This is a genomic window from Capsulimonas corticalis (assembly GCF_003574315.2).
GTDB classification, from domain to species: Bacteria; Armatimonadota; Armatimonadia; order Armatimonadales; family Capsulimonadaceae; genus Capsulimonas; species Capsulimonas corticalis.
In genome coordinates, this window is record NZ_AP025739.1 from 3,593,701 (window position 1) to 3,617,656 (window position 23,956).

Sequence of the window (23,956 nt, forward strand, 5' to 3'; positions counted from 1 at the left end):
TATGAACCCGCGCCCACTCTGCGTCCTCGCTCTCGCCGCCGCCGCGCCCCTGGCGCTGACCGCGCCGGCGCGGGCGGCGACAACGCTGGTCAGCCCTTCGCTGCAAGCGTCCGTGGATCTGAGCGAAGTCACGTTCACCTATAAGCTCGCCACGGCGGCGGGGAGCGACGGCGGCAATGTTAATATCCAGATCTTCCTGCAAAATCTCGATACAGGCAAATATGTTACGCTTTCGCCCCGCGAAGTGAACGGAACGCCGATCAAGATCCCGCTCTTGCCGGATGGCTCCGACAACACGGGGACGTTCCAGGTAACCGCGCCGATCGGCCGCTACGGCGGCGGCAAAGTGGTTCTCTTTGCGGAGGGCAGCAGCTTTACGAAGCCCGTCGCCACATTTACCGTTCCCCCCATGAACTTCACCGTCAAGACGGACGCTGTGAGGGTCACGGCGCCGACTTTGACGGTCGATATGCAGGCGGTCCAGGCCCCAGCCACGGACGGCAAACTCCACGTCCCTTACACCGTCAAGTATCCGGCGAACTTCACCAATACCAAGAACGTATTTTGGGTGATGATCAAGGGCAAGGGCGTGTTCAAACAGCAGTACGCCAAAATGACTCAGGCGGTGCATAAGACCGAAAAAGGCGATGAGTTTGAGCAGATCAACGGAGAGTTCATCGTCGATATGCCCGCGCAGCCCGGTGTTTACAACGCCAATCTGGGACTCTTCGACGCCAATTGGAAGATGTACCAGTGGGTTTACCCGGGGGTCGATTTCGATCAGGGCGATTGGGTCGTTCGCGCGGACCCGTCGCACTATCCAAACATTACGCATGCGCTCACACCCGGGAAGGCCCCGTTTTTCCTGGGAGGCAATTATGGAAACGCAATCGCCACGATTGGCTCGGCGGCGAATGATACTCCCACGTTTTTCAAGCTGCTGCGCGCCGAGGCTGGACTGACGGTATTGCGGACAAACTTTGACCCGGAGCGCTATGAAGCCGAAACCCTGTACCGCAAGAAGGTCTCGCAAATCGTGGAGAACATGCTGAGCGCCGGCGTCGTTCCGTGCTTGTCGCCCCAGGATATGCCCCCAGGGGCGTCGCTGGAGGAGCGGGCGGCAAAGCTGGAGGTCGTGGATAAGCGGATGGCGACGGACTTCGCCGGCAAGCCCGTCATCTTCGATGTCCTGAATGAGCCGCACGAATACACGACCTGGGCGCAGTGGAAGCCGGTCGCTGTCAGCCTCGCGCGCGCCGTCAAGGCGGCGAACCCCAAAGCCTTTGTCGTGGTGGAGTCCGAAGGGTTTGCGGAGGACATGTCGGCCGCTTCGGAATCGCCGATCGGCGAGGGACTGGTGGATCTTTACGGCTGGCACTCGTATCATGCGAGTCTCGCGGAGCTCCCTAAGAAAGCCGGACATGGTATTCCGGTCTGGCTGGAGGAGTATCACAACACCGGCGCCGCCTTCCACGCCGAGCTTCCCAAGATCCCCAATCTCAAAGGGCTGGCCGCCTGGGCGTGGACGACGCCTGGGCAGGACGGACTGCCGCTCGTGAAATCCGTCAACGGCGCGGAGCTCACGCTGTCCGCCAGCGGCGAGAAGATCGCGGCGTATTATCGGCATTGGCGCGACGGCGAAACAGTAAGCGCCGACGCGGACGTCGCCGATGCGTCTCCAGTCACGCCGGCGCCGCCCGCCGGCGGGTACAGCGGCGGAATCCCTCCGCCGCAATCGGGTCTCACCGTGGAGCAAGTCCGAGAGATCGCGCGTCAGGTCTTTGTCGAGATGTCGAAGAAACAGGGAAAGAAGTAGGGGTTGCGATTGACGCGGCGCGCAAAGATCATCCTTGCGGGATGTTTGTTGGTCTTGACGCCGCTTCTGGTCTTAGGGGGCGAAGCCTGGATGGCGACGCTCGGACCGCGCCTTCACTACATCGATCCCGTGTATGCCCCGATGCATTTTGGCGCGTCGGGACCGCCGTTGACTTATCTCGTGCTCGGCGACAGCACCGCCGCCGGCCAGGGCGGCGACTATCGCATTGGGATCGCCCAATCGACCGCGCGCCATCTCGCCGAAACGTATCGAGTGACTCTGATCAACCAGGCCGTCTCCGGCGCGACCGCCGCCGATGTCGTCCGCGATCAGCTCCCGCGGATCCGCGCCCTCAAGCCCGATCTCGTCTTGATCTCACTCGGCGCCAACGATGTCACCCACTTCACCACCGCCGAATCCCTGCGCGCCAGCCTTGAAACGATCGTCACGCAAATCCTCGCCGACCGTCCCGGCGCGCGAATTGTCCTGACCGCCTCGCCGCAAATGGGCAGCGTTCCACGCTTCGCCCAGCCGCTGCGCTGGTTCGCCGGTACGCAAACCACCCGCATCAACTCCGTCTTCGTCGCCGTTATCCGCGAGCGCCGCCTGACGCTCGCCCCGCTCGCCGCGAAAACCGGCCCCATCTTCGCCCGCGACCCTTCGCTCTTCGCCGCCGACCAATTCCACCCCAATGACCGAGGCTACGCCGTCTGGATCCTCGTTTTGAATGAGGCGCTGGACCGAGCGATGGGAAATCCCTATTCCCGCAACTCGCTTTAGCGCGCGCCGCCCAGAGGGCGCCCGCTTTTCCCAACAAGCTGCTTCGCAGCGAAAAAGAAGCGCCTGCGATTATCGTCCTTGCTCGTTCAACAAGTCGCAAAGGCTGTGTGCAAATATAAATGCGTATGCGATTCCCTGTCCTCAACATGTTCCCACGCGCTAAGAGGGTTTGGCGGCGTGGATGGCGTGATCAATAATTGGACCGAGTTGCTGTAGCCGCGAAAACTCATCCTCCAGGGAAGAGACGAGGGTAATCCCAGTAAATGGAATCCATATATGGAAGGGTTTTTGATGATGCGCGGAATTGATGACATGACCTTTCCAGGACAAAATCTTTGTTCCGCTGTGCTTCAGTAGATACTCGTCAAAGGCGATGCGATTGATTCCATCTTTGGTTAGGCTTGTTTCCACATGTAGTCCAACGCGCACAAGCCCCTTTTTCAAATCACTGTTTGTCAGGCGCGTCTTGAAATAAATGGCTCCGTCGCACCATTTGTCTTTCGTAAGTATAAAAATGACGCGATTGCCTGCTGGTACGTAGCGGCATATCGCTTTCCAGTCTTCTTTGAACCATGGCTGCATTTCCAGTCGCCCATGGAGTTCTTCTAGAAGTTTTAGGTAGGGCGCCCATTCGTCAGCCGTACTTAGCTGCTTGGTGACTGGCATTGAATTCTCGATTCTATTGCTCTGATATGGCTTGAAAGGATTTGACGTTCGAAGACAAAAAGCCTCTCAATATCCCGGAGAATATTAAAAGACGTCTCGCTTGTGAATGCGCATAGCCTAAGAGGAATGGAACTGAATGAGTGGCTCCCCTTTTTCCCTGCAAAGCAGCTTATTGGGAAAAAGGGGAGAACGAGCCTAAGCGAGTTGGGGAATAGGGATGAACGCAGGATTAGTTGCTGGCTTCAAGAAATCCCCGCCAGCGTCTTCTCCTCATCCCCTAAGCCTGCCGGGGCTGAGCTGGCGGGAATATCCTCATGCGCCACGCGCCCATCGTCCAGTGGGTCGCGCTTGGCGGTTTCCAGCCGCTGGAGCAGATCCTTGATGTCCTTGACGCCGCCGATGGTGAACCAGATCGCGGCGGGGACGCACTGGGCCAGGAGCAGGATCAAGTACACCTTCCAGAACGGCGCCCAGAACTGATCGGGGATCGCGTTGAAGGCGAAGTGTGCGACGCAGACGCCGATGAATACGGCCCACCAGCCGAAGGTCCAGACGGCGAAGAGGATCGCGAGGAAACGGTCGCCCTTGGAGAACTCCGAGCCCATCCCCAGCATCTCCCGCCAGCGGCTCTTGCCGACCGATTTGACTTCGTGCTCGTGTGGATCGACGGCGTAGATTCCTCGGTGCAGCATCTTCTCTAGATTGAACGGACTTCGGACGCCGCCCGTGATCATGGAGATCCCGATATAAAGCGCAATCGCGACGCCGCTGGAGATCAGAGAGATCCACTGGCCGTTGATCGGGAACTTGGTCGCGTGATGCGCCTCCCAGATGTTGGGGATGACCAGCCCGCCGATGCCCAGCACCGCGCCGGCGATCATTGCGGCGTAGGCGCCTGCCGTGGTGCCGAAGCGGCTGTACAATCCGCCGATCATCACCGCGCCGGCGCCGCCCAGCCAGATCGTGCCGGTGATGGCCTGGAAGAACAGGATTTTGTCGGTTTCGACGTAGAACAGGCTGAAGAAGAACGCGAAGACCGCCACGAAGAAGATCGAGAAGCGCAGCCAGCGGACATGCTCGTCCGGCTCCAGCGCCTTGCCGCGCCATGGGATCAAAACGTCCTGAACGAAGATCGCGCCCCAGGAGTGCATATAGGTATCGTGGCAAGTGATCGAAAGGAAGATCACCACCATCGCCAGCAGGCCCTTGATCCCGACCGGGAGAATATGCGCGAGCGCGATGGGGACGCTCATCTCGTTTTGCAGCGTGCTGCTGGTGATCCGATGGATATCGACGTTGATGCCGGCCGCCTGCGCGGCGTACTGCGGCAGATGCATGACCGTGAAGGCGGCCAGCGGCAGCACCAACCCCACGAGCGTTAAGGGAGCGCGCCGCCATCCCGAAATGAGATTGCCCATCCGCTGTTCGTGCGGGTTGCGGGCCGACGTCATAAAGCCCTGAGCGCCCAGCCATGTTTGGAAGCCGTAGGTCGAGAGGAAAATGCCGATCAGATAGAACCAGGCGTTGAAGTCCTGGACGCCCGCCGTGTGGAACGGATTCAGCATGGACGCGTCCGCCGGCGCGGTGTTCATCGCCGCGACGGCGTGGTTCCACGGGATGAGCGCGATCACCGCGACAGCGATGGCGATATAGGCGAACAGCGCCACCATCCCCTGCACGCACTCAGTCACCATCACGGAGATCTGACCGCCGTTGCTGACAAAGAAGAGGGCTAATCCCAGGTCGGCGATCATCAGCGCCGGGTAGGTCGCGATATGGATGCCCGCCACCGTGAAGACATTGGGGAGACCGCAGAAGTAGATCAAAAACCGCGCGGCGATGGCGGGGAAGATACCGAAGTTGATGATCCCCGAAAGCCAGCAGAGCAGACCGGCGAAGATCCGGAACTTGCGGCTGTAGCGCATCTCAAAGAACTGCGCCACTGTAAGCGCCCTGGTTTCGCGCAGCCGATAGAACACCCAGCCGGTCATCGCGAAGATGAGGCCCAGCGGCATCGACATCATGCTCCACCAGAGCGTCGGAAACCCCGCCGCCGTGAACGCCTGAAAGCCGGCGACCAGCGTGATGACCCCAAAGCCGCCCATTTCGCCGCTGATCGTCAGAAGATAACGCCCGGCGGTGCGGTTCGCCGAGAGAAAGTCCGCCACCCCGCGCATCAGCGAACGCGTTCGCCAGCTGACGAGTCGGATCAGGATGATGGAGGCGAAGACGATTGTCCAGTCGATCCAGGAAAGGTTCATGTCGGTGTCTCTTTTGTGAGTGGAGAGGCCCTCACCCCCCTGCCCCCTCTCCCAATTCTGGGAGAGGGGGAGTCAGAGGGAATTTTATTTGGATCTTTGATCCAACTCTTAACCGTCTCCTAGAATTGGGAGAGGGTGGCCCGGAGGGCCGGGTGAGGGCCGCTCTGTTATCCGTTTGCTGCTTGGTCCAGGCACAGAACCGCGTTTTCGTGCAGGCGCACGAAGGAGGCGGGGAGCTGCGCGCTGATGTCTTCGGTCATGACGCGCCGGACGATGTCCGCTTTGGCGGCGCCGGAAGCCATCATCACGATCTGGCGGGCTTCTAAAATCGTGCCGACGCCCATGGTGATGGCCTGCGTGGGCACGTTCTTCAGCCCGCCGAAGCCGGGGGCGGCGTCCTGGCGGGTGACATCGGCGAGGGTGACCAGGCGGGTGCGCGAGTGCACCGAACTGCCGGGTTCGTTGAAGCCCATATGGCCCGTGCGGCCGACGCCGAGCAGTTGCAGGTCGATGCCGCCGCTGTCGCGGATGGCGTCTTCATAGTCACGGCAGAGAGTTTCAATCTGCGGGAAGGTCGATGGCCGTCCATCGGGGACGCTCCAGTGTTTGCAGTTCAGATAGTCGAACAGGTTGAGGCTCATGAACTGCCGGTACGAGTGCAGCGACTTCGGCGACATCGGATAGTACTCATCCAGGTTGAAACACGTCACGCGGGAGAAGTCCAGTCCCTCTTCGCGGTGACGCTTTACCAGCTCGGCGTAAACGCCCAGCGGAGTGGCTCCGGTCGCCAGTCCCAGCACGGCGTCGGGTTTCGACCGTACGAGCGCGTCGATCCGGTCGGCGACTTGCGCGCAGAGCGCGGAGTAATCGGACGCCACGAAGACGCCCACTGTTGTGAGACAGGGAGTGGTGTTAGACACGGTCTTTTCTTTCGTCGAAATGGGTGGGGCGATAGTTGACGTGGAGCGCATCCAGCCGCCGGAAATGGACGCTGAGGCGCTCGCCGAAGTCGGTGAAGTCTTTGTGCGCGGCGTCGGTCCAGGTCACCTCCGCCAGCGCGGCGAGACGCGGCAGCGCCATATATTCGACTTGTTTGGAATCGGGCATGTATTCGGTCCACAGCTGCGCCTGCGCCCCCAGAATGTGATGAGCGAACTCCGGGGCCAGGGCTTCGGGAATTGGCTCGTAATGATAAACCGTCGCGAGCGTCAGGGTATTGGAGAACGCGAGCGGCTCGCTCGAACGGTCTTCCGATTGGTAGTAGTCAAAATAGGTGTGCTTGTGATCCGCCATCACCACATCGTGTCCCTTTTCGGCGGCGGCCACGCCGCCGGCTTCCCCGCGCCAGGACATCACGGCGGCGTTCTGCGCCAGCCCGCCTTCGAGGATCTCGTCCCATCCGATCAAGCGGCGGCCATGCTGGGTGAGGAACGTGTCCATCCGGCCGATAAAGTACGATTGCAGCGCATGCTCGTCTTCCAGACCCAGCTCACGCATACGCGCCTGGATGCTGGGGCTTTCGCGCCACTGGGTCTTCACCGCCTCGTCGCCGCCGACGTGGATGTCGCGCGAGGGGAAGATCTCCATGACTTCCGTCAGGACATCCTGCAAAAAGGCGAATGTTTCCTCGGACGCATTGAACAGGGTGGGGTGGATCCCCCAGACCTGGCTGACGTCCGTGGCGATGCATGTGACGCCCTCGGTATGATCGGAAACGCCAAGCTCCGGATACGCCGCGACTGCGGCCTGCGCGTGACCCGGCATTTCGATCTCCGGGACGATCTGGACATGCCGGACGCGCGCGTATTCCACGATGGCCCGCATTTCGTCCTGCGTATAGAAGCCGCCATGGGGAACGCCGTCGAATTCCTGCTGGCAGGGGTCGAAGTCTCGGTCCGAAGGATCCTGCATCGCGCGTCCCACCAGCGTTTCCGGCCGATAAGCGCCGATCGTGGTCAGCTTCGGATATTTTTTGATCTCGATGCGCCATCCCTGATCGTCATTGAGATGCAGATGCAGCACGTTCATTTTGTGCAGCGCCAGCAGATCGATGAACTTCTTCACGAACTCCACGGACAGGAAGTGGCGCGTGACATCCAGCATCGCGCCGCGCCAGGCGAAGCGCGGGGAATCATCGATCTCAACGCACGGAACGGTCCAGTCCTGGGGCTCGATCGGCGATGCGCCATAGACCGTCGGCGGCAAAAGCTGCAGCAGGGTCTGCCCGCCGTGGAACAGACCCGCCGGCGTCGCGGCGACGATCTCGGTCCGGCGCGGCGTAACGGTGAGGCGATATCCCTCCGAACCTCGGCGCGTATCGCTGGGATCGATGCGCATCTCCACGATCGAATCGGAAGCGTCCTCGGTCTCATGAACTGGGAGCGGGAAGCCCGCCGCATGGGACAAATAATCCGCGAGATACGATGCTTCGGCGTGGGCGTCGCCCGTGGCGATGAAAACCGTCGCGGCGTTCAGATGGAATTCGCCTTCTCCATCGGTGATGTGATTTGGTTTTGGGACGATCCCGACCGCCGTCGGGGACGTGCGGACGGGATTGCGCCCGTTGGGCGCTTGGTCGGTATGTTTCATTTCGTTCTCTTCATATTCACCGGCTTCGTCCCAATGGAAGCCGGTGAATGGGGGAAATCTAAAGGTTTGGGCTGGCGGCGAGCTGTGTCGCCGGCGTTCGCCATGCGTGCTTGACGCTTTGCAGAAGAACGTCTTTTTTGCCTTCGGGCTGGCTGTCGCGGTATCCGCTTCCCAGCTCCCAGATGATGAGGCCGCCCAGATGCTGCTTGCGGGCGTAATCGATCTTTTGGGTGATCAGCAGCTCGTTATCGAAGGAGATAAACTTTCGGTCCGATCCTTCCGTGGCTTCGACGCTCAGATAGGGCGCGTGCGCGCCATTGTCCCAGCGGCGTCGTTCCGGATTATCGTACTTATCCATAATATTGTAGTATTCGATTGCGTCCACCTTTACCCCCTGCGTGCTCTGATTGGGGCCGTCGGCGCCGGTCCAGGCGTATCCATAGAAGGCGAGGCCGATGCCGAGCTTTGTGCGGGGGATGCCGGCGAGAAGATAGTCGCGGACGGAATCGCTGACGGACGGGAAGGCGCGCACGGCGTTCAGCCGGCGCTCGCCCCCGTTGTACAGCGCGGAGTTGAACCAGGTCTTCCATCCGTCCCACAACCCGGCCTGATCGTACGTCATCGCGTTGACTTGATCGAACTCCGGCGCCAGGCGCCCAAACATGGGCGCCTGGGAGGAGATGGCGCAGGTGAGCAGCAGGTCAGGATTGACGAGCTTCATTTGCGCGTGAAGCTCATGGATAAACGCCTCGTAATTCGGGACGTCGACATCCTCAATGGGCTCCATATCGATATCCAGGCCGTCATAACCGCGTGACGTCGCGAGTGTGACGAGCGTGGTGATAAACCGTGGCCGGATCTCCTCCGAGATCGCGGATCGAAACGCCGCGCCGGTGTCTCCGCCGCCGACGCACAGCAGGACTTTGCGCCCCGCCGCATGCGCGGGCGCCAGCAACGCCGCCGATTCGGCTTCCGTAATGGATTTGACCGGATCGATCGTTCCGTCATTGGCGGGAATTACGTGAAAATGGATCAAATGCGAGAAGGCCGAGTAATCGATCTTCTCCGGCGTCAGCACGCCGGCTTCCTGAACCCAATTCGCGTAGTACGCGCTTACCCACAAGGACGGAGCGGCCTTCTGGACGGGCGCCGGCTTGGCTGGTTTTTTGATCGCCGTTTTGGCGGCGGCGGGAGAAATGAAACACGCCGCGCCTGCTCCGGCGAGCAGGAGGTGAAAAAGTGTGAGTCGTGCGCTTTTCAATGGTGTCGTTCCCTGCCTGGAGACATCCGAGTGAATGTCTCCAGGCTTGCGCCGGCCTACGTCAATGCGCTGCGGCGCCTGGCGCGTGGGCGGCTTGCTGCTGGGCGATGATCTGCTGGATTTGCGCCTGCTTTTCCGGCGGGATGCGGCTGTCGGTCGCCACCGCTTGCTGCGGCGTTTGCGTTGGGACGGTGACTGCGGCTTCTTTCTCGCCGCAGCCCGCCGTTCCCATCAGCGCGATGCATCCACCTGCGATTGCAAGCGCGGAACGCCATTGGCGTGTGAGATGATTTAATCGCATCATAAGCCTGGCCTAGTAGGGATCGCCGTATCCAATCGCCTGGTAAGCGGTGGGGATATAGACATTCTTCGCCCAGCTAATCTGACCCTTGCCCATTGCCTTGACATGGCCGTCGCAGAACAGCACGCTGCAGTGGGCGTGGTGGCGGTAGCGCGGCATGGCGCCGAAGGGCCATCCGGGCTGGGAGCCCGCCGGCACATCGGAGTCGTACGCCAGATCGGCGTGGGCTTCCGGAGCGGTGCCGTCGACGACGCCGTTCAGGAATTGCGCCCAGTTCCACTGGCCGACCTCAATGAACGGTTCGCCGTTGGGCTTGTTCGTAGCGGGATCAACCGGCGCGACGCCCTTTTCCACGACCTGGATTCGCTCGGCGGGGGTGTCGATCTCCGCCAGGGTCGCGCTGGGCTTTCCGAAGGAATTGCAGAGCGCGAGATTGATTCCGTACTCATCGACTTGCGGAGTGGGGAACGAAGGGCAGTCCCAAACGCCGCCCTGTCCGTTGTGGACAGCGCCGGAGCCGGTGGTCGCGCCGTTCTTGACGTAGGGGTAGACAGCGTTCTGCCAATCGAAGAAGTCCGCCGCGCCGACCGGCTTATATTGACCGATGGGATATGTCTCGTCGGCGTCCTGGGTGTACTGCATTAACGCAAGGCCCATTTGCTTCTCGTTGGAGATACACATGGTCTGGCGGGCCTTCTCACGAGCCTGGGCGAAGACCGGGAATAGTATTGCTGCGAGAATCGCTATAATTGCGATAACGACGAGCAATTCAATAAGGGTAAAGGCTTTAATTCGAAGCGATTTCATGATGGTACCTCTTTCTATAGTAAACGATGACGAGAGTCGAGATGCACAAATGGCATCGTAGTGCATGAGATACACGGCCGGTTCACTTCATGGTGACGGCAGAGACATCGTTGTCGTCCGACTTTATAGATCAGGCGCTCCAGCATTGAGTGCCCGAGATTAATTCCCTATTGGTATCGTGAGAAACTTCTAAAAGGCGGCTGCGCCTTTTAGACGGCGGCGAGAACTGATACGGGACGCGTTGCCGATTCCCGTATCATGAGCTCGGCGGGCAATATCACATCGTCAACGGCTTCATCGTTGGCGAGGCGGATCAGCATTTCCGCCGCCGCGGAGCCAAGCTCCATACGGGGCTGACGAATCGTTGTCAGCCGGGGGATCACGTAGTCGGCGACGGAGAAGTTTCCGTATCCCACCACGGACAGGTCATGCGGGACGGAGAGCCCGCGGTCACGAACGGCGCGGATGGCGCCGATCGCGGAAAGATCGCTCGCGCAGACCAGAGCGGTCGGCGGGTTCGGTGAGGACAGGAGCCGCTGCGCGGCTTCGTATCCGGAAGACTCGATGAAGTCGTCTCCCATTTCCGGGGTAAACCGGAGATTGTGGCGGCGGACTGCGGCGCGGAAGCCGCGAAGGCGATCCGTGGCGTCGATGTTGGCCGGGACGCCGCGAAGAAAACCGATGCGCTCGTGGCCCTTAGCGACAAGGTGGTCCACGGCGTCTTCCACGCCCTGATTATCGTTGACGCGGACGCATGGGATCGAGCGGCGCCCGGTGTAGTGGTTGACGGCCAGGACACGGTATCCCTGATCGCGCAGCCGCTCCACTAGCTCCAGATGCGGCTCCTCCAGCAGGATGCAGGCGATGGCGGTTCCCGGCTCCAGCACGCCCGGCGTGTCCACGACATCGTAATCGTGGCGGCTGGCGCGGTGTCCGCCGGCTTGCAGCACTTGCTGGAAACCGTCCAGAAGCTCGCCGAAGTAATACTGGTCGACCCACTTCCATTCCGGCGGAACGAGCATCGCCATGGGGTAGCGGGTGCTGGGCGCCTCCGGAAGGCGCTCCTGCTCCACAATAAAGGTGCCCTTGCCCTGAACCCGAACCAGAAGACCTTCCTCGACCAGCGCGGTGACCGCCTGGCGGATCGTCATGTTCGCCACCCCAAAGCGCTTGGCGAGCTCCTGAGCGGCGGGAAGGCAGCCGTCTTCCGACCACTTGCCTTCCGCGATCTCCCGACGGAGAACCTGCTCAACTTCGCGGTATTTCTTTGTCGGTGTTTCTGTCGGGTTCAAAGATGAGCTCCACAACTACGTTTAGAAGACTTGTATATATACTACAACACATTCGGTGAATTGTCAACTCTTCTAGAAAATATATTTTCTAGAAGAGTTGCAGCTTACGTTTGTCGATGGGAAATGCAAAAATGGGTATAGAAGACTCATCTTTGAAAGCGGCTTAGGAACGAAAATGTGCAATCGCTATACGATCGGGAAGTCCAAATCGGAGATCGCGAATCAGTTCGACGCCATGATGATTGCGGAGATCGACGCCAGTTATAATGTTGCTCCCACGCAGCAAGTCGCGATCGTCACGCAGTCGGAGAAACGCGTGCTGGAGACGGCGAAGTGGGGGCTGATCCCGTCCTGGGCCAAGGATCCCAAGATCGGGGCGAAGATGACTAATGCGCGCGCGGAGACCGTCGCGGAAAAGCCCGCCTTCCGCAGCGCGCTCGCCCGGCGCCGCTGTCTGATCCCCGCCGACGGCTTTTACGAATGGCGGGCCCAGCTCGAGGGCGAGAAAGGTAAGAAGCAGCCTTATTACTTTCACTTGATCGGCGGCGATCTCTTCGCCTTCGCCGGGCTCTGGGAAGTGTGGCGCGACCCGGCGGGCGATTGGCTCAAAAGCTGTAGCATCATTACCACGACCGCGAACGAAGTCGTGGAGCCGATCCACGACCGCATGCCGGTCATTCTGCGCCCCGAGGATATCGACCGCTGGCTCAGTCCTGAGCCGTACGAAACGCAGGATCTGCTTTCGATGCTTACGCCTTATCCGGCGGAAGCCATGGAGGCGTATCCCGTGGGAACGGCGGTAAACTCGCCCGCGTACAATACCGCGGAGGCCGTCCTGCGATGGAATAGCGCTTAGCGCGCTCGAAACTTTAAGTACGCCTGCGCAAAAATCGAGCAGGAATTTGGCGTCGTGTTAGGGAATAATTGTTATTCAGCAATCCTCTCAGCGTCCCGCGCCCCTTTTTACATTGCGGCCGGGGATGCGTTTACCAAATCTTATTCAACATTTTCGACGAAGAATTGATAATTGTGAAACTCCCGTTGCCGCGGAATGTCGAATGCAATGTGGCAAGTCGATCGCGCACGGACCGCCGTCAGCGCCGCCTTCGCGGCCGCAAGAAATGAGTACCTAAAATGAATAAAGAATGCCTGGAGACGGCCCTGACCGTCGCCTTCGCCATTGCCTCCGGAAATCGCTCCTCCATCAGCGGCTGCCAGTACGCCGCCCTCGGCGTTTCCTCGTGGGCGTCCACGGATAAGATCCGCGAGCGCGCGTCCTGCATCATCCTGCAAGCCTTCGCCGATCAAGAAGAGCGCCTGCGCCGCCTGGAAAGCCGCCTCGGTCTCAATGATGAGAAGTCCGCCGGCGCCGCCGACGCCCAGCATTTGGTGTCGGCCGTATGAGCGAGCGAGTGATCCAAGATCCTGTATTCGGGACCATTGTCGGCGACGACGGGATTTGGGAGGCTCGCGAACCAGTTGAGTTTCTCGGACGACTAATTCTTCTTTTGATCGACGCCGACGAGAAAGCGGGACCAACCGAACACCAGCGCCAGCGCTTCCGTGAGTTTCTCGAAAAGCGTGACACTCTCAAGCCCGGCCTCGAAGCCGCGATCTTCCAGTACTACCAGGACGAAAACGAAATGTACCGCACGTTCCTCGCCCAAGACGAGATCGGCGAATACCTCCCGACTCTCACCACCCCCGAACAGATCTGGGATCTGACCGCGCCCGTCGCCATTCACATCCCCAGGCAATCGCCCGAGGATCAGGAAGACATGGATTGCGACCTCGCCATCGAGTGGTCAACCTCCTGGGATGTCGAGCATGGCTTGAAGACTTGTTACCGTAATTGGGAGATCGTGGCCGTCGTTATGCCGTGAATACCGGAGAGATCTGACGCAAAAACTCCCGTCGCACGGATGCCCGCGCGACGGGAGTTTTTTATGTCCGAAGTGCTTTTAGTTGGCGAGCGCGAACATCGTTTTGACGTCGGACGCCTTCACCGTTTGCTTGCCGGCATCTGTGTTGACTGTGTAAACGCCGTTATCGAGCGAAAGAAGCGTTCCCGCGATTTGATTTCCATTGTTCAGCGTAAACAGCGTCCGTCCGCTGGCGGCGGGAGCAGCCGCCGGGGCGCCGCCCGCCGTCAAGGCTGGCAGTTGCGTGTCCGCGTTCACATACATCGTGAAAGCGTCGCCTTTATGAATGGTCACATCGCGTCCCTTCACAAATCCGCCGAAGATACCGAACGCCAGAATGCCGCCGACAAGCGCGGCTGAGTTGTCTTTTCCGTGCACGCTGTTTGTGCTGGATCGGAGCGCGACCTTGGATCGATCGGGCAGCAAAATGTAATCGCAAGTAAAGTTCAATTTCCCCGCCTTCCCCCATGCGCCGGGGCGTGACGATTGTGTGACCTGTCCAAAAGCCTGTGAATTGGCGGGGATCAGCAGAATATGCTCCGCGTTATAAATGTCCTGGTCTGTATGGAACGCGACATCCTGCCCAACTTTGGAGTCCCCCGACTTCAACTGTTCGTCCAGCACCATGTGGACCGGCGTTCGCTCGGTCAGCAAATACTTCCCATTCGCCGCCGCCGACGCGATGGCTTCCGCCGATGCCGTAGGGATCACAGCGGGAGCGGCCGCGTCCTTACCGGCGGCTCCGGCAACGTGACCAAAAGCCGTCAATACGGCGACACCCGCGAAGATCAGGGCGGACTGATAAGAATGTTTCAATGCATGTTCCTTGTATGGGAGATAATGTCTGGCTGCTAGGGTAATTACTGTTAGCGTGATGGAATTCCTTCCATCGATTTCAAGGGATAACAGATTATAGAAATAATTACTGAAATCTGGCGGAAGATCGAGTTCGCATTGGTTTGTAATTGACTTATTACAGGAGCATCATGGATAGCTCACAAAAAAAGCCCTCGTCAAAACTGACGAGGGCGATTGCTGCTTCTATGGTGGCCTCGGCGCGATTCGAACGCGCGACCCCTTCCTTCGGAGGGAAGTACTCTAATCCGCTGAGCTACGAAGCCATTGCTGAAAGTCTACCTTTTGTGGGGAATCTTGTCAAGAGGGGCAGGAGTTTGTTTGGCGAGGGGTAAAAATATTTTGAAAATATGCAACTTTTGCGTTGCGTTTTATGGCTGTGCGGGATATAATGCATCTCATGGGTTGCGTAATGACCCAGGGCAAGAGTTTCAGTTTAGATAAGGAGAGAAAAATGGTCGCTCAGGATTATTTGTGCCGGATCGAAGCCCCCGTCTCGGCGGCGGAGGCGTTTGAAAAGATTAGCCGCGTTTCGGAATGGTGGGCGAAGAACTTCAGCGGAAGCGCCCGGGAATTGGGAGATACGTTCCAGGTTCGCTTCGGGGGAACGTTTGTCGATTTCGAAATTACGGAAGCCGAGCCGAGCAAGAAGATTGTGTGGCAAGTGGTGAATTGCAATCTGAACTGGCTCAGCGACAAGACCGAATGGAGCGATACGAGCGTGCTCTGGGAGCTGTCGGAAGGCAATGGAGTGACTGGCGTCACGATGGTCCATCGCGGGTTGGTTCCCGGTATGGAATGCTACGAAGAATGCAACCAGGGATGGAATTTCTTCGTTTCCGAGAGCTTGCAGCAGTTTCTCAGCGTGGGCCAGGGCCTTCCCAAGGGAGACGGCGGCCACAACGAGTAAGAGCGGTCGAAGGCGCGCCGAGCAAGGGGAGAGCCGCCGCGCTCCCCTTGCGATCAAAACCGCAGGCAGGGAACGTCGAGCAGGCGCAGTTCGAGGGTCTGCTGGGCGTCGTCGTAGATGCAGTAGCGGGGATGGTCGATACGGTCGCGGCTGTAGCCGATGGCGGGGACAGTGATCAGGTAGCGGTCGGTGAGGTCGAGGCGGCAGGGATGGTTGTACTGGATGAGGTGGGAGGTGGCGGCGCCGAATTCCGCGCTCTGTTCGCCGTAGATGGCCGCGAGGTGGGCGTGGCCGACGAAGATACGGCGGGCGGGTGTTTCGTCGAAGGCGTTCCAGGCTTCGTAAGGATCGGCGATCTTGTTTTGCCGGGCGCGTGGGGAGATGTGCGTGTAGAGCGCGTCGCCTTCGACGATGGTTTCGGGGAGCGTGTCGATGAACGCCTGGACATCGGGGGCGAGGTCCAGGTCGTTGTAGTGATCGTGATTGCCGAAGACGGTGGGGATGTCGTGGTCGCGAAGGAAGCGGACAACGGCGTCGCTGCCGTCGCCGCCGTCCACCATGTCGCCGAGGCAGAGCGTACGGTCGCAGGCGCAGGTTTCGATGTCGGCCATCGCCGCGAGGAGACCGTCGTAATGGCCGTGGATATCGGTGATGATGGCGGTGCGCATGAGGGGAAGCGTTCTCATCGGCGGAATCCCACAAGCTTCCACTTGTGGGAACTTATAGGAACGATGGCATTCGTTGGAATGGCGCCATTACGCGCCGCGCCGGGCGGTGACGATCTCCTGGGCGGCGGCCCATTGGCCGATGTCCTGGCGGCCGATGGCGGCGGCCATCAGGGCGGGGAACTGGTCGGGAGTGCAGGCGAAGGCGGGAACGCCAAGGCTTGCGAGGACTTCGGCGTTGTGGTGGTCGTAGCTGGGAGCGCCGTCGTCGCTGAGGGCGAGCAGGGCGATGAACTGGACGCCCGCGCTGACGAGTGTGGCGATGCGCTTGAGCATCTGGTTGCGGTCGCCGCCTTCGTAAAGGTCGCTGATCAGGACGAAGATCGTCTCCTGCGGGCGGCGCACATGCTCCTGGCAGTAGGCGAGGGCGCGGTTGATGTCCGTGCCGCCGCCGAGCTGCGCGCCGAAGAGCAGTTCGACCGGATCGTGCAGTTCTTCCGTGAGATCGACGACGCTGGTGTCAAAGACGACCATGCGCGTATCCACGGCGGGAAGCGAGGCGAGCACGGCGCCGAAGACGCTGGCGTAGACGACGGAGGTCGCCATCGAGCCGCTCTGGTCGATGCAGAGGACGATGTCGCGCAGGGCGGCGCGCTTGCGTCCGAAGCCGATGCGCGTTTCGGGGATGATGGTTTTGTACTCGGGCTGGTAGTGGCGAAGATTAGCGCGGATCGTCCGGTTCCAATCGATTTCGTTGTGACGCGGGCGGCGATTGCGGATCGCCCGGTTCAGGCTGCCCTGCACCGCCTGCCGCGTGGGGCTGGCGAGACGCTTCTGCAAGTCTTCGACGACCTGGCGCACGACCTGCCGCGCGGTGTCGCGCGTGCGGCTGGGGATAACGTTCTTCAGCGCGATCAGTGTGGCGACCAGATGCACGTCCGGCTCGACCGCCGACAGCATTTCGGGCTCCAGCAGCATTTGCCGAAGATTGAGCCGCTCCAGGGCGTCCTGCTGCATCACGCGGACCACGGACGCCGGGAAGTAACTGCGGATATCCCCCAGCCACCGCGCCACATTCGGCGCCGACGCCTCTGAACCGCCGCGCCGTTCGCCCTTCGACGAAAAGCCGCCGGACATCGTGGGATCGTACAGCGCGCTGAGCGCCCGGTCGATCGCGGCGTCCTGGTCGCTCAGCGCGCAGCCGATCCCGTCCGCCTCGTTTCCCCCCAGCAATAAACGCCAGCGCCGCTGGCGCTCATCCGTTCGATCCATCACTGTTTCCATGACCTATTGTGGGATGTTCGCAACAATGTGTCAAGCTTTTTGTTTGTCTGCGATCGACGAGTTTTGACCCGCTCCGCCATCGTCCCCCAAATATTATTTCCCCGAGCGAATCCAATGCCCGCCATTTCCGTTATTCACTGTGGAGGCCGGGGCATTGGACGACGAAACTTTGATGCGGCGCGTGGCGGGCGGCGATGCGTCGTCGTTTGAGCGCCTGGTGAAAGCGCATCAGCAGCGGCTGGGGCGAGCCGCGTTCGCGATCCTCGGCGATCGCTGCGCCGCGCAGGACGCCGTGCAAGAGACGATGATCCGGGTGTGGCGTAATCGCGCCGGATACCGGCGGCAGTCGAGCCTTGCCGTGTATCTGCATAAGATCCTGCGCAACATCTGCATCGATATTCTGCGAGAACGCAGCAGCAAGCCGGCGGTGGCGTGGGACGTCGAAGCCGTGGGAGAGATCCCCGTGGCCGGCGGCGCGGCGGCGTGCGAATTGCGGGAGGCCCTCGCGTGGGGGCTGGCCCAGTTACCCGAAGAGCAGCGCACGATCGTGGCGCTCAGCGAATACGAAGGCTTCACGTATCAGGAGATCGCGGAGATTGTCGGCTGCCCGTACGGCACGGTGGCGTCGCGAAAGTATGCGGCCATGGACGCCCTGCGCCGGTCGCTGCGGCAATGGCTGAATGGAGAAGAATGATGGATTGTGAGACAATTCGACCGAAGCTGATGGCGCTGCTGGACGGAGAACTCGGCGACGATCCACGCCGAGCGTGCGAGAGCCACCTGGAGCGCTGCGCCGTCTGCGCGCAAACTCTTGCCGAGTTCCAGGCGATCCGTGATGCGCCTCCCGCGCCGAGTGAAACCTTCGACGTCTGGGAGGCCGTGCAAGCCCAAATCGAGCCGGAGATGCTCACTCAGGCGCTGCTCGCCGAAATGCGTCTGATGCGCGAAGAGATGCGCTCTTTGTCCGCTGAAGTGTCTGAGCTGCGCCTTGCGCTCAAGCAGGCGCCGCCTTCCCCGGCGCGAAGCACGGCGCTGGATTTGCCGTATGTGCGTAAATCGACGCGCTCGCCCTTTCATCTCGTTTGAATCTGGAGAAGAATATCATGGAACTTAACGATTTGCTCGCGGAAATGATCGAACGCCAGGCCTCGGACCTGCATCTCGCCGCAAAGCATCCGCCGACGCTGCGTTACTGGGGCGCCCTTTCGCCGGTGGTCTTAAACGGCGAGCCTCTGGCGGAGCTTGGCCGGGACGATGTCGCTCGCCTCTTTGCTTCCTATCTGTCCGACGAAGAGCTGGGCGCCTTCCGGAGCGGCCGCGACGTCAACAAAAGCATCGAGTGGGAGGGACACTTGTTCCGAAGCTGCTTTTTTCAAACTCGGGATGGCGCGGCGGCGGCGCTTCGCTTGATCCCGACCAGTATTCCTACACTGGAGGCCCTGTTTGGCGACGATGTGGAGACGTTCCGGCGTCTCGCCAATTTGAAACGCGGCTTGATCCTCACCGTCGGGCCGACCGGCAGCGGCAAGTCCACGACGACGGCGGCGATGCTTGATGAAATCAACCGAACCCGCCGCGAGCGGATCATCACGATCGAAGACCCCATCGAGTATGTCCATCAGAGCAAGATGAGCCTGATCAGCCAGCGGGAAGTCGGGGCCGACATCGAAAGTGTCGAGCAGGGCGCGCTGTCGGCCCTGCGCGCCGATCCCGATGTCATCCTCATCGGCGAGCTGCGCACGCCCGAGGCGGTCCGGATCGCCTTCGCGCTCGCCGAAACGGGCCACCTCGTCTTTTCCACGCTGTTCGCCGTCAGCGTCTCGGAAGCGATCCAGCGGCTCATCGAATCCTTCCCGGATTCCCCGGATACAATGCGCCGAATGCTGGCGCGTTCCTTTGCGGCGGTAATCAGCCAGCGCCTTCTGCCGCGCGCGAACGGCCGAGGCCGCATCCCAATCAACGAGATTCTGCTGGCGAACACACGCGTGCGCGGCCTGATCGGCGGCGGCGCGACGGATCTTACCGTGGCGATCGAGGCGGGCCGAGACGAGGGAATGCGCACCATGGACGACGCGGTCCTCGAAGCCTATCGGCGCGGCGATATCACCTACGATACCGCCTGGAACGCCGTCGACAACCGCGAACGCCTGGGGCCGCGGCCGGTTGAGGTGGGGGTGCAGGAGCAAAGTTCATAGGGGAAAGTTTGTATAGGGGAAGCGCTCACGCCACGCGAAGATACAATGTCGCAGGCGCGAGCTGATCACCGCACTAAAGTACAGTGCTGGGGGCGCTTCGCGCCGACCGTCCGTGCCGGACGGAAGAGCAAAGAAACGCCTGCGAATACTCTCTTCCGTCCGGCACGGTGGGCGCCCTTTGGGCACTGGTTGCGAAGCAACCCCCAGCCAGGTGCTTTAGTACCTGGCCCGCGCTTGCGCGCTTCCCTCCTTCGCCCACGTTCCCGCCGCCACGCTCGATCTCCACACCCAGGCTCCCGAACCGACTTCGTGGGCGGCGCCGTCGGGTGTCGTGACGGTGGCCGTGGTGTTCGCGGGGATCGTTACGTTCATGGTCGCGTACTGTCCCTGGCGCGTCCAATTGGACACGATGAGGCCGTGCGGAGAGTCGAAGCGGCATTTCACCCAGGTCAGATCCCCGAGCATGCGCGGGTGGATAAGAATATGCGCGAAGCCGGGCTTGGCCGGATCGTACTGGATGCCGCCCAGCGTTTGGTAAAACCAGGCGTCCACGTTGCCGGCCTGGATTAGCAGCGCTTCGCTGTTCATGCCGGGATCGCGGGTGTCGTAGTCCCAGCGCTCCCAGATCGAGCGGGAGCCGTAATCGATCATGTATCCCCAGCTCGGACGGGTCCGCTGGGTAGCGAGTGTCCACGCCACATCCGGCCGGCCGGAGTCGCTGAGGACTTGAAACAGCCATTGGACGCCGAGCAGCCCGACCGTCAGATGGTTGTGATGAGTGACCGTGATGTCCTTGACCAAGTTGTCCACGATCGCCTGGCGCTGCGCCGGGTCCGCCGGCGTGAGGCCGAAGGCGAGCGGCAGCACGAAGGAGCACTGCGTTCCACTCGTATAGGAGCGCGTGTGGGGATCGTAGAATTTGGTCATGAACGCGGACGCGAGCGCGTCTCCAATGGAGCGCCACATCGAGGCGTCCTCCGTCATTCCATTTCGCTCGGCCGCCTGCTGTAGAATCCGGACATTGTGATACTGATAAGCGCTGGAGACAAGATCGTGCGGCGTCGAGCCGGAATCCGGCCCCTTGCCGTCCATCGAATAGGTGTCGCACCAATCGCCGTAGCCCGCGCCCTCCAGCGTTCCGTCCGGCCGGCCATGCAATTTCTTCATGGCGATCACCCAGCGTTTCATCGCTTCATAGTTGCGCTGCTCCAATCGTGTATCGGCGTAGAAGCCGGCGTACCAATCGGGGATGATCGTAAAGACGCTGGGCCACTCCACCCCGGAGCCGAACTCCCAGTACATCGACACATCCGGGATCGTTCCGTCGGGACGCTGTGAGCGGCGGACATCGTCCATCCACTTTGTGTAAAACGCCGCCACATCGAAGTTATACGCCTCGCTCTCGCTGTCTTTGGCCGGATCGCCCATCCAAGACTGCCGCTCATCTCGATCGGGGTCAAGCGGCGCGCTCCGCAGAAACATGCGCATCCCCTCGCGCATGGCGTCGTGGACTTTGTTAATCAGGACGTTAGAGCAGGAGAAGCTGCCCACGGGGCGGACATCGGTGTGTTCGATCAGCCCCTCGAAGTTATTCACGGACAGTTTTCCGGGAAAACCCGTGACTTGAATGCGCCGGTATCCCTGGCCCTTGAATACCGGGCTCCAGGTCTCCACACCATTTCCCGCGAATGTGTAGACGTCGGTCGCCTTCGCCGAGCGGTTGTCGGCGGTTTTGATGAGGCCGCTGGGAAGCAGCTCATATCCGCTGGTCATCCGCACGGTGACGCCACGCGCCGCGCGGGCGCGCAGCCGGACCGTTCCATAGAACGTGCGCCCCATATCCACGAGATATACGCCGGGCTGGGGGCTCGTGACGCGAATGGGGCGGAGGGTTTCGGTGACGCGCATCGGCTCGATCATCTGCGAACGGAGCTGTCCGCCGGGAGCCGGCAATACCTCGGCTTTGGCCCAGCGTCCGTCCTGCGGAGAGAAGCCGGGCAGCGTCCAGTCGCGGAACGCCATCCGCGCGTCGTACGTCTCGCCGTCATACTCGTTGTTTGTCCGGATCGGCCCTTGGTCGCTCGCGCTCCAGCCGGGGCCGCTCGCCACCGTCTGCCGCGATCCGTCGGCGTAGACGATCTCCAGCTGCATCCGAAGGCGGGGAACGCCGTAGTCTTTTGTTGAGCCCACCGAGGTCAATCGCGGCGCGAAGAACCGCCCGTTGCCCAGCATGACGCCGATGGCGTTTTTCCCCGAGCGCACCAGCGGCGTCACATCGGCGGTCACGTAGTAGGCCGCCTTTTCATAGTCGGAGAGCGCCGGGTCCATCACATGATCCGTCGCGGGTTTGCCGTTGACGAAACATTGGAAGAAGCCCAGGCCGCAGAGATAAGCCGTCGCGCGGACGATGCGCGCTTTCGCGTCGAACTCCCTCCGGAGGTACCGGGCCGCGAGCGGCGGGCGGTCGCCGGAGAGATCCTCGCGCGACACGACGCCCCAGGGCTGGACGCCGTTGGCGCCGAGCTCCACCGCCGGCCGCCAGTCGCCTGTGTCGCTTGGAGCAGCGTTTCCGGCGTTCGCCGTTTGGGACGACATCCATTGCGCGTTTGTTGAAATGACGGTCGGCGCGCCGCCGTCCTGATACTGGATCTTGAGCGCTCCGATAAAACCGGCCGGATTGGGGCCATTCTCCCCGATGTTGCTCGCCTGTACGGAGAGCATGTTTAACCCGGGATGAAGAAACCGGGTCGCGTCGATTGTCCGTGGCTGGCGCCAGTTGTCGCCGCGTCCCGCTTCGCGTCCGTTCACGGAAAGCACGAACTGATTGTCCGCCGTTCCAATAAAGATCGCTCGCGTCACGGTCCTGCCGTCGGGGATACGCACGGGGATACGAAAATCACGGCGCCCGATCGGCGCCGCCTCGCGCGGCTGTCCGCTCTCCGGGTACCAGATCCAGCGCGCCTGCGACAGAAACGCCTGGGTTTCGCTGTCCTGACCCGTCGCGCGCAATCCGATCCAGTCGGCGCGCCAGTCACGCGGCGACAGCAGCCCCATGGTGAATGTCGCCGCCTGGCTCCACGCCGAGCGCCGGCCCTGGCGGTCCCAGACCTGCACCTTCCACCAGCACCGCTCGCGTGACGCCAGCGCGCGCCCGCGAACGGGAATGAGGTTTGTTTCGGGGCTGCGTGTCACGCCGCTGTCCCAGACATCCCCCTTGCCGGCGGCGAGAAACGCGGGCGAGGAAGACACCAGAATGCGGTACGACTGCTGGGTGAACTCTTTCGTATTCGACACCTCCCGCCAGCTCAGGCGCGGCGCGGCGATATCGATCCCCTGGGGGCTGTCGAGATATTCGCACGTCATGCGGCGGAATGTGACCGGAGAAATCGGCGGCGAGGCGCACGCCGCCCCGGCGACCGAAAGCCCCGCGCAGGAAGCTCCAAGGACGAGAAAAAGAGCGCCGGCAATGCGGGACGCCCGCCGGCGGACGGCGTGGAAGCCATTGGGAATGTCAATCATAGTCAATCTTTTAAGAACTCTTTCGCGACCAGATCAGCGGGTTCATCGTGTTGTCGTTCAGCGCGTCTCCGATGGTGAGCGACTCAAAATAGTCTTTAGGCAGGATATTCTTCGTCCCGTTGAAGGTTGAGCCATCGGGCATATACGCGCAGGTCATGGCGCGCCTTGGTTTATTCGTCATATTGGCCCCCGCGCCATGCGCCGTCAGGCCGTTATGGAAAACCGCCGACCCGGCGGGGCAGGGACCGGCGACGGGGTCGATCGCGCGCCATTCGGGATAGACGCTGAAGAGGCCGCCCAGCTGCTTTCCGATATCCACGGTCTCGTCGCGGGCGGTCTTCTGGGTTCCGGGCGCATAGTACAGACAGCCATTGGACAGCGTGGCGTCGTCGAGCGCCACCCAGATCGAGATCGAGTCCCGCGAGGAGAACGACCAGTAGGGATTGTCCAGGTGCCAGGCCGTCGGGTTGCCGTAGGGCGGCTTGATCAGGGCCTGATCGTGCCAGATTCGGATGCCCTCCACGCCGGCGAGCGTCGCCGCGACCTTGCCGAGTTCCGGGTCGAACATGATCTCCCGCATTCCCGCGTGGGTGTCCGCGAGCTTCAGGCACTGGGTAAAGACCTGGGCGAAATACGCATCGGGATTGGACTGGTTGGTCAGGCCAGGGTTGACCGCCTCCAGCCGCTGCGCCACGGATTCATCCGTCGCCCATCGCCAACGCTCCAGCTCGTCGGGAGTGAGGAAGTTCTCCAGGACAATATAACCGTTTTCCTGATAAAACGCGATCTGATCGGCCGTCAACTGAGTGTTCATGCGCGCGCTGTTCCTTTCA

General features: G+C 61.1%; 22 protein-coding genes and 1 tRNA gene. 9 read left to right on the top strand and 14 right to left on the bottom strand.

The window, feature by feature from the left end; genetic code table 11:
* Window position 1 precedes the first annotated feature (1 nt).
* Together D5261_RS15380 and D5261_RS15385 are read left to right on the top strand one after the other, a co-directional pair.
* Window positions 2-1,816: a cellulase family glycosylhydrolase gene (locus D5261_RS15380; RefSeq protein ID WP_119320442.1), complete on the top strand. Its 1,815-nt coding sequence runs from the start codon at window positions 2-4 to the stop codon at window positions 1,814-1,816.
* A gap of 54 nt (window positions 1,817-1,870) precedes the next feature.
* Window positions 1,871-2,596 carry an SGNH/GDSL hydrolase family protein gene (locus D5261_RS15385; RefSeq protein ID WP_301002519.1) on the top strand — a complete coding sequence of 242 codons (726 nt, stop codon included), beginning with the start codon at window positions 1,871-1,873 and terminating at the stop codon, window positions 2,594-2,596.
* Window positions 2,597-2,755: 159 nt separating this feature from the next.
* Here D5261_RS15385 and D5261_RS15390 read toward each other — a convergent pair whose 3' ends face one another.
* The 8 genes from D5261_RS15390 to D5261_RS15425 form a co-directional block, all read right to left on the bottom strand.
* On the bottom strand, window positions 2,756-3,262 hold the full coding sequence (locus D5261_RS15390) for a hypothetical protein (protein WP_119320440.1): 507 nt from the start codon (window positions 3,260-3,262) through the stop codon (window positions 2,756-2,758).
* 242 nt (window positions 3,263-3,504) lie between these two features.
* The gene (locus tag D5261_RS15395) at window positions 3,505-5,523 is read right to left on the bottom strand and encodes a sodium:solute symporter family protein (protein WP_119320439.1); all 2,019 of its coding nucleotides are present in this window, start codon (window positions 5,521-5,523) and stop codon (window positions 3,505-3,507) included.
* A gap of 167 nt (window positions 5,524-5,690) precedes the next feature.
* On the bottom strand, window positions 5,691-6,443 hold the full coding sequence (locus D5261_RS15400) for a glucosamine-6-phosphate deaminase (RefSeq protein ID WP_165864044.1): 753 nt from the start codon (window positions 6,441-6,443) through the stop codon (window positions 5,691-5,693).
* Window positions 6,436-8,112: a beta-N-acetylhexosaminidase gene (locus D5261_RS15405; RefSeq protein WP_119320437.1), complete on the bottom strand. Its 1,677-nt coding sequence runs from the start codon at window positions 8,110-8,112 to the stop codon at window positions 6,436-6,438. The genes D5261_RS15400 and D5261_RS15405 overlap by 8 nt, the downstream gene beginning before the upstream one ends.
* Before the next feature lie 58 nt (window positions 8,113-8,170).
* The gene (locus tag D5261_RS15410) at window positions 8,171-9,373 is read right to left on the bottom strand and encodes a glycosyl hydrolase family 18 protein (protein WP_165864043.1); all 1,203 of its coding nucleotides are present in this window, start codon (window positions 9,371-9,373) and stop codon (window positions 8,171-8,173) included.
* 61 nt (window positions 9,374-9,434) lie between these two features.
* Window positions 9,435-9,677: a hypothetical protein gene (locus D5261_RS15415; RefSeq protein ID WP_119320435.1), complete on the bottom strand. Its 243-nt coding sequence runs from the start codon at window positions 9,675-9,677 to the stop codon at window positions 9,435-9,437.
* Between the two features lie 9 nt (window positions 9,678-9,686).
* On the bottom strand, window positions 9,687-10,481 hold the full coding sequence (locus D5261_RS15420; protein WP_165864042.1) for a DUF1559 family PulG-like putative transporter: 795 nt from the start codon (window positions 10,479-10,481) through the stop codon (window positions 9,687-9,689).
* Window positions 10,482-10,690: 209 nt separating this feature from the next.
* On the bottom strand, window positions 10,691-11,773 hold the full coding sequence (locus D5261_RS15425) for a GntR family transcriptional regulator (RefSeq protein ID WP_165864041.1): 1,083 nt from the start codon (window positions 11,771-11,773) through the stop codon (window positions 10,691-10,693).
* A 175-nt stretch (window positions 11,774-11,948) separates the two neighbouring features.
* Here D5261_RS15425 and D5261_RS15430 point away from each other — a divergent pair, with 175 nt between their 5' ends.
* The 3 genes from D5261_RS15430 (at window position 11,949) to D5261_RS15440 (ending at window position 13,656) form a co-directional block, all read left to right on the top strand.
* Window positions 11,949-12,629, top strand: coding sequence for an SOS response-associated peptidase (locus D5261_RS15430; protein ID WP_119320433.1), 681 nt, complete (start codon window positions 11,949-11,951; stop codon window positions 12,627-12,629).
* Window positions 12,630-12,907: 278 nt separating this feature from the next.
* Window positions 12,908-13,177 carry a hypothetical protein gene (locus D5261_RS15435; protein WP_119320432.1) on the top strand — a complete coding sequence of 90 codons (270 nt, stop codon included), beginning with the start codon at window positions 12,908-12,910 and terminating at the stop codon, window positions 13,175-13,177.
* An 8-nt stretch (window positions 13,178-13,185) separates the two neighbouring features.
* A complete protein-coding gene (locus D5261_RS15440) occupies window positions 13,186-13,656 on the top strand; it encodes a DUF6985 domain-containing protein (RefSeq protein WP_125205868.1) in 471 nt (156 codons plus the stop codon).
* A gap of 78 nt (window positions 13,657-13,734) precedes the next feature.
* Here the strand turns inward: D5261_RS15440 and D5261_RS15445 are convergent, their stop codons facing one another.
* Both D5261_RS15445 and D5261_RS15450 read right to left on the bottom strand, forming a co-directional pair.
* Window positions 13,735-14,511: a hypothetical protein gene (locus tag D5261_RS15445; RefSeq protein WP_119320430.1), complete on the bottom strand. Its 777-nt coding sequence runs from the start codon at window positions 14,509-14,511 to the stop codon at window positions 13,735-13,737.
* A 228-nt stretch (window positions 14,512-14,739) separates the two neighbouring features.
* A tRNA-Arg gene (locus tag D5261_RS15450) sits at window positions 14,740-14,816 on the bottom strand.
* A gap of 188 nt (window positions 14,817-15,004) precedes the next feature.
* Between D5261_RS15450 and D5261_RS15455 the strand changes: the two genes are divergently transcribed.
* Window positions 15,005-15,460 (top strand): SRPBCC family protein, encoded by a 456-nt coding sequence (locus tag D5261_RS15455; RefSeq protein ID WP_165864040.1) that lies wholly within the window; start codon window positions 15,005-15,007, stop codon window positions 15,458-15,460.
* 53 nt (window positions 15,461-15,513) lie between these two features.
* Here the strand turns inward: D5261_RS15455 and D5261_RS15460 are convergent, their stop codons facing one another.
* Both D5261_RS15460 and D5261_RS15465 read right to left on the bottom strand, forming a co-directional pair.
* The gene (locus D5261_RS15460) at window positions 15,514-16,146 is read right to left on the bottom strand and encodes a metallophosphoesterase family protein (protein ID WP_119320428.1); all 633 of its coding nucleotides are present in this window, start codon (window positions 16,144-16,146) and stop codon (window positions 15,514-15,516) included.
* Between the two features lie 69 nt (window positions 16,147-16,215).
* On the bottom strand, window positions 16,216-17,397 hold the full coding sequence (locus tag D5261_RS15465; RefSeq protein WP_119320427.1) for a VWA domain-containing protein: 1,182 nt from the start codon (window positions 17,395-17,397) through the stop codon (window positions 16,216-16,218).
* Window positions 17,398-17,563: 166 nt separating this feature from the next.
* Here D5261_RS15465 and D5261_RS15470 point away from each other — a divergent pair, with 166 nt between their 5' ends.
* Genes D5261_RS15470 through D5261_RS15480 form a run of 3 tightly spaced genes read left to right on the top strand, consistent with a single transcriptional unit; the run spans window position 17,564 to window position 19,604 of the window.
* Window positions 17,564-18,103, top strand: a complete 540-nt coding sequence (locus D5261_RS15470) for an RNA polymerase sigma factor (protein WP_119320426.1) — start codon at window positions 17,564-17,566, stop codon at window positions 18,101-18,103.
* Window positions 18,100-18,495 (top strand): anti-sigma factor family protein, encoded by a 396-nt coding sequence (locus tag D5261_RS15475; protein ID WP_165864039.1) that lies wholly within the window; start codon window positions 18,100-18,102, stop codon window positions 18,493-18,495. The genes D5261_RS15470 and D5261_RS15475 overlap by 4 nt, the downstream gene beginning before the upstream one ends.
* Before the next feature lie 17 nt (window positions 18,496-18,512).
* Window positions 18,513-19,604, top strand: a complete 1,092-nt coding sequence (locus D5261_RS15480; RefSeq protein ID WP_119320424.1) for a type IV pilus twitching motility protein PilT — start codon at window positions 18,513-18,515, stop codon at window positions 19,602-19,604.
* A 216-nt stretch (window positions 19,605-19,820) separates the two neighbouring features.
* Here D5261_RS15480 and D5261_RS15485 read toward each other — a convergent pair whose 3' ends face one another.
* Window positions 19,821-23,123 (bottom strand): family 78 glycoside hydrolase catalytic domain, encoded by a 3,303-nt coding sequence (locus D5261_RS15485; RefSeq protein ID WP_119320423.1) that lies wholly within the window; start codon window positions 23,121-23,123, stop codon window positions 19,821-19,823.
* 10 nt (window positions 23,124-23,133) lie between these two features.
* Window positions 23,134-23,937 (bottom strand): phytanoyl-CoA dioxygenase family protein, encoded by an 804-nt coding sequence (locus tag D5261_RS15490; RefSeq protein WP_119320422.1) that lies wholly within the window; start codon window positions 23,935-23,937, stop codon window positions 23,134-23,136.
* Between the last annotated feature and the right edge of the window lie 19 nt (window positions 23,938-23,956).

What these genes read in the sequence shown, in the direction of transcription:
- D5261_RS15380 (WP_119320442.1), top strand. Translation starts at nt 2, where the DNA reads ATGAACCCGCGCCCACTCTGCGTCCTCGCTCTCGCCGCCGCCGCGCCC.
- D5261_RS15390 (WP_119320440.1), bottom strand. Translation starts at nt 3,262, where the DNA reads ATGCCAGTCACCAAGCAGCTAAGTACGGCTGACGAATGGGCGCCCTAC.
- D5261_RS15395 (WP_119320439.1), bottom strand. Translation starts at nt 5,523, where the DNA reads ATGAACCTTTCCTGGATCGACTGGACAATCGTCTTCGCCTCCATCATC.
- D5261_RS15405 (WP_119320437.1), bottom strand. Translation starts at nt 8,112, where the DNA reads ATGAAACATACCGACCAAGCGCCCAACGGGCGCAATCCCGTCCGCACG.
- D5261_RS15415 (WP_119320435.1), bottom strand. Translation starts at nt 9,677, where the DNA reads ATGATGCGATTAAATCATCTCACACGCCAATGGCGTTCCGCGCTTGCA.
- D5261_RS15420 (WP_165864042.1), bottom strand. Translation starts at nt 10,481, where the DNA reads ATGAAATCGCTTCGAATTAAAGCCTTTACCCTTATTGAATTGCTCGTC.
- D5261_RS15430 (WP_119320433.1), top strand. Translation starts at nt 11,949, where the DNA reads ATGTGCAATCGCTATACGATCGGGAAGTCCAAATCGGAGATCGCGAAT.
- D5261_RS15435 (WP_119320432.1), top strand. Translation starts at nt 12,908, where the DNA reads ATGAATAAAGAATGCCTGGAGACGGCCCTGACCGTCGCCTTCGCCATT.
- D5261_RS15455 (WP_165864040.1), top strand. Translation starts at nt 15,005, where the DNA reads ATGGTCGCTCAGGATTATTTGTGCCGGATCGAAGCCCCCGTCTCGGCG.
- D5261_RS15460 (WP_119320428.1), bottom strand. Translation starts at nt 16,146, where the DNA reads ATGAGAACGCTTCCCCTCATGCGCACCGCCATCATCACCGATATCCAC.
- D5261_RS15465 (WP_119320427.1), bottom strand. Translation starts at nt 17,397, where the DNA reads ATGGATCGAACGGATGAGCGCCAGCGGCGCTGGCGTTTATTGCTGGGG.
- D5261_RS15475 (WP_165864039.1), top strand. Translation starts at nt 18,100, where the DNA reads ATGATGGATTGTGAGACAATTCGACCGAAGCTGATGGCGCTGCTGGAC.
- D5261_RS15480 (WP_119320424.1), top strand. Translation starts at nt 18,513, where the DNA reads ATGGAACTTAACGATTTGCTCGCGGAAATGATCGAACGCCAGGCCTCG.
- D5261_RS15485 (WP_119320423.1), bottom strand. Translation starts at nt 23,123, where the DNA reads ATGATTGACATTCCCAATGGCTTCCACGCCGTCCGCCGGCGGGCGTCC.
- D5261_RS15490 (WP_119320422.1), bottom strand. Translation starts at nt 23,937, where the DNA reads ATGAACACTCAGTTGACGGCCGATCAGATCGCGTTTTATCAGGAAAAC.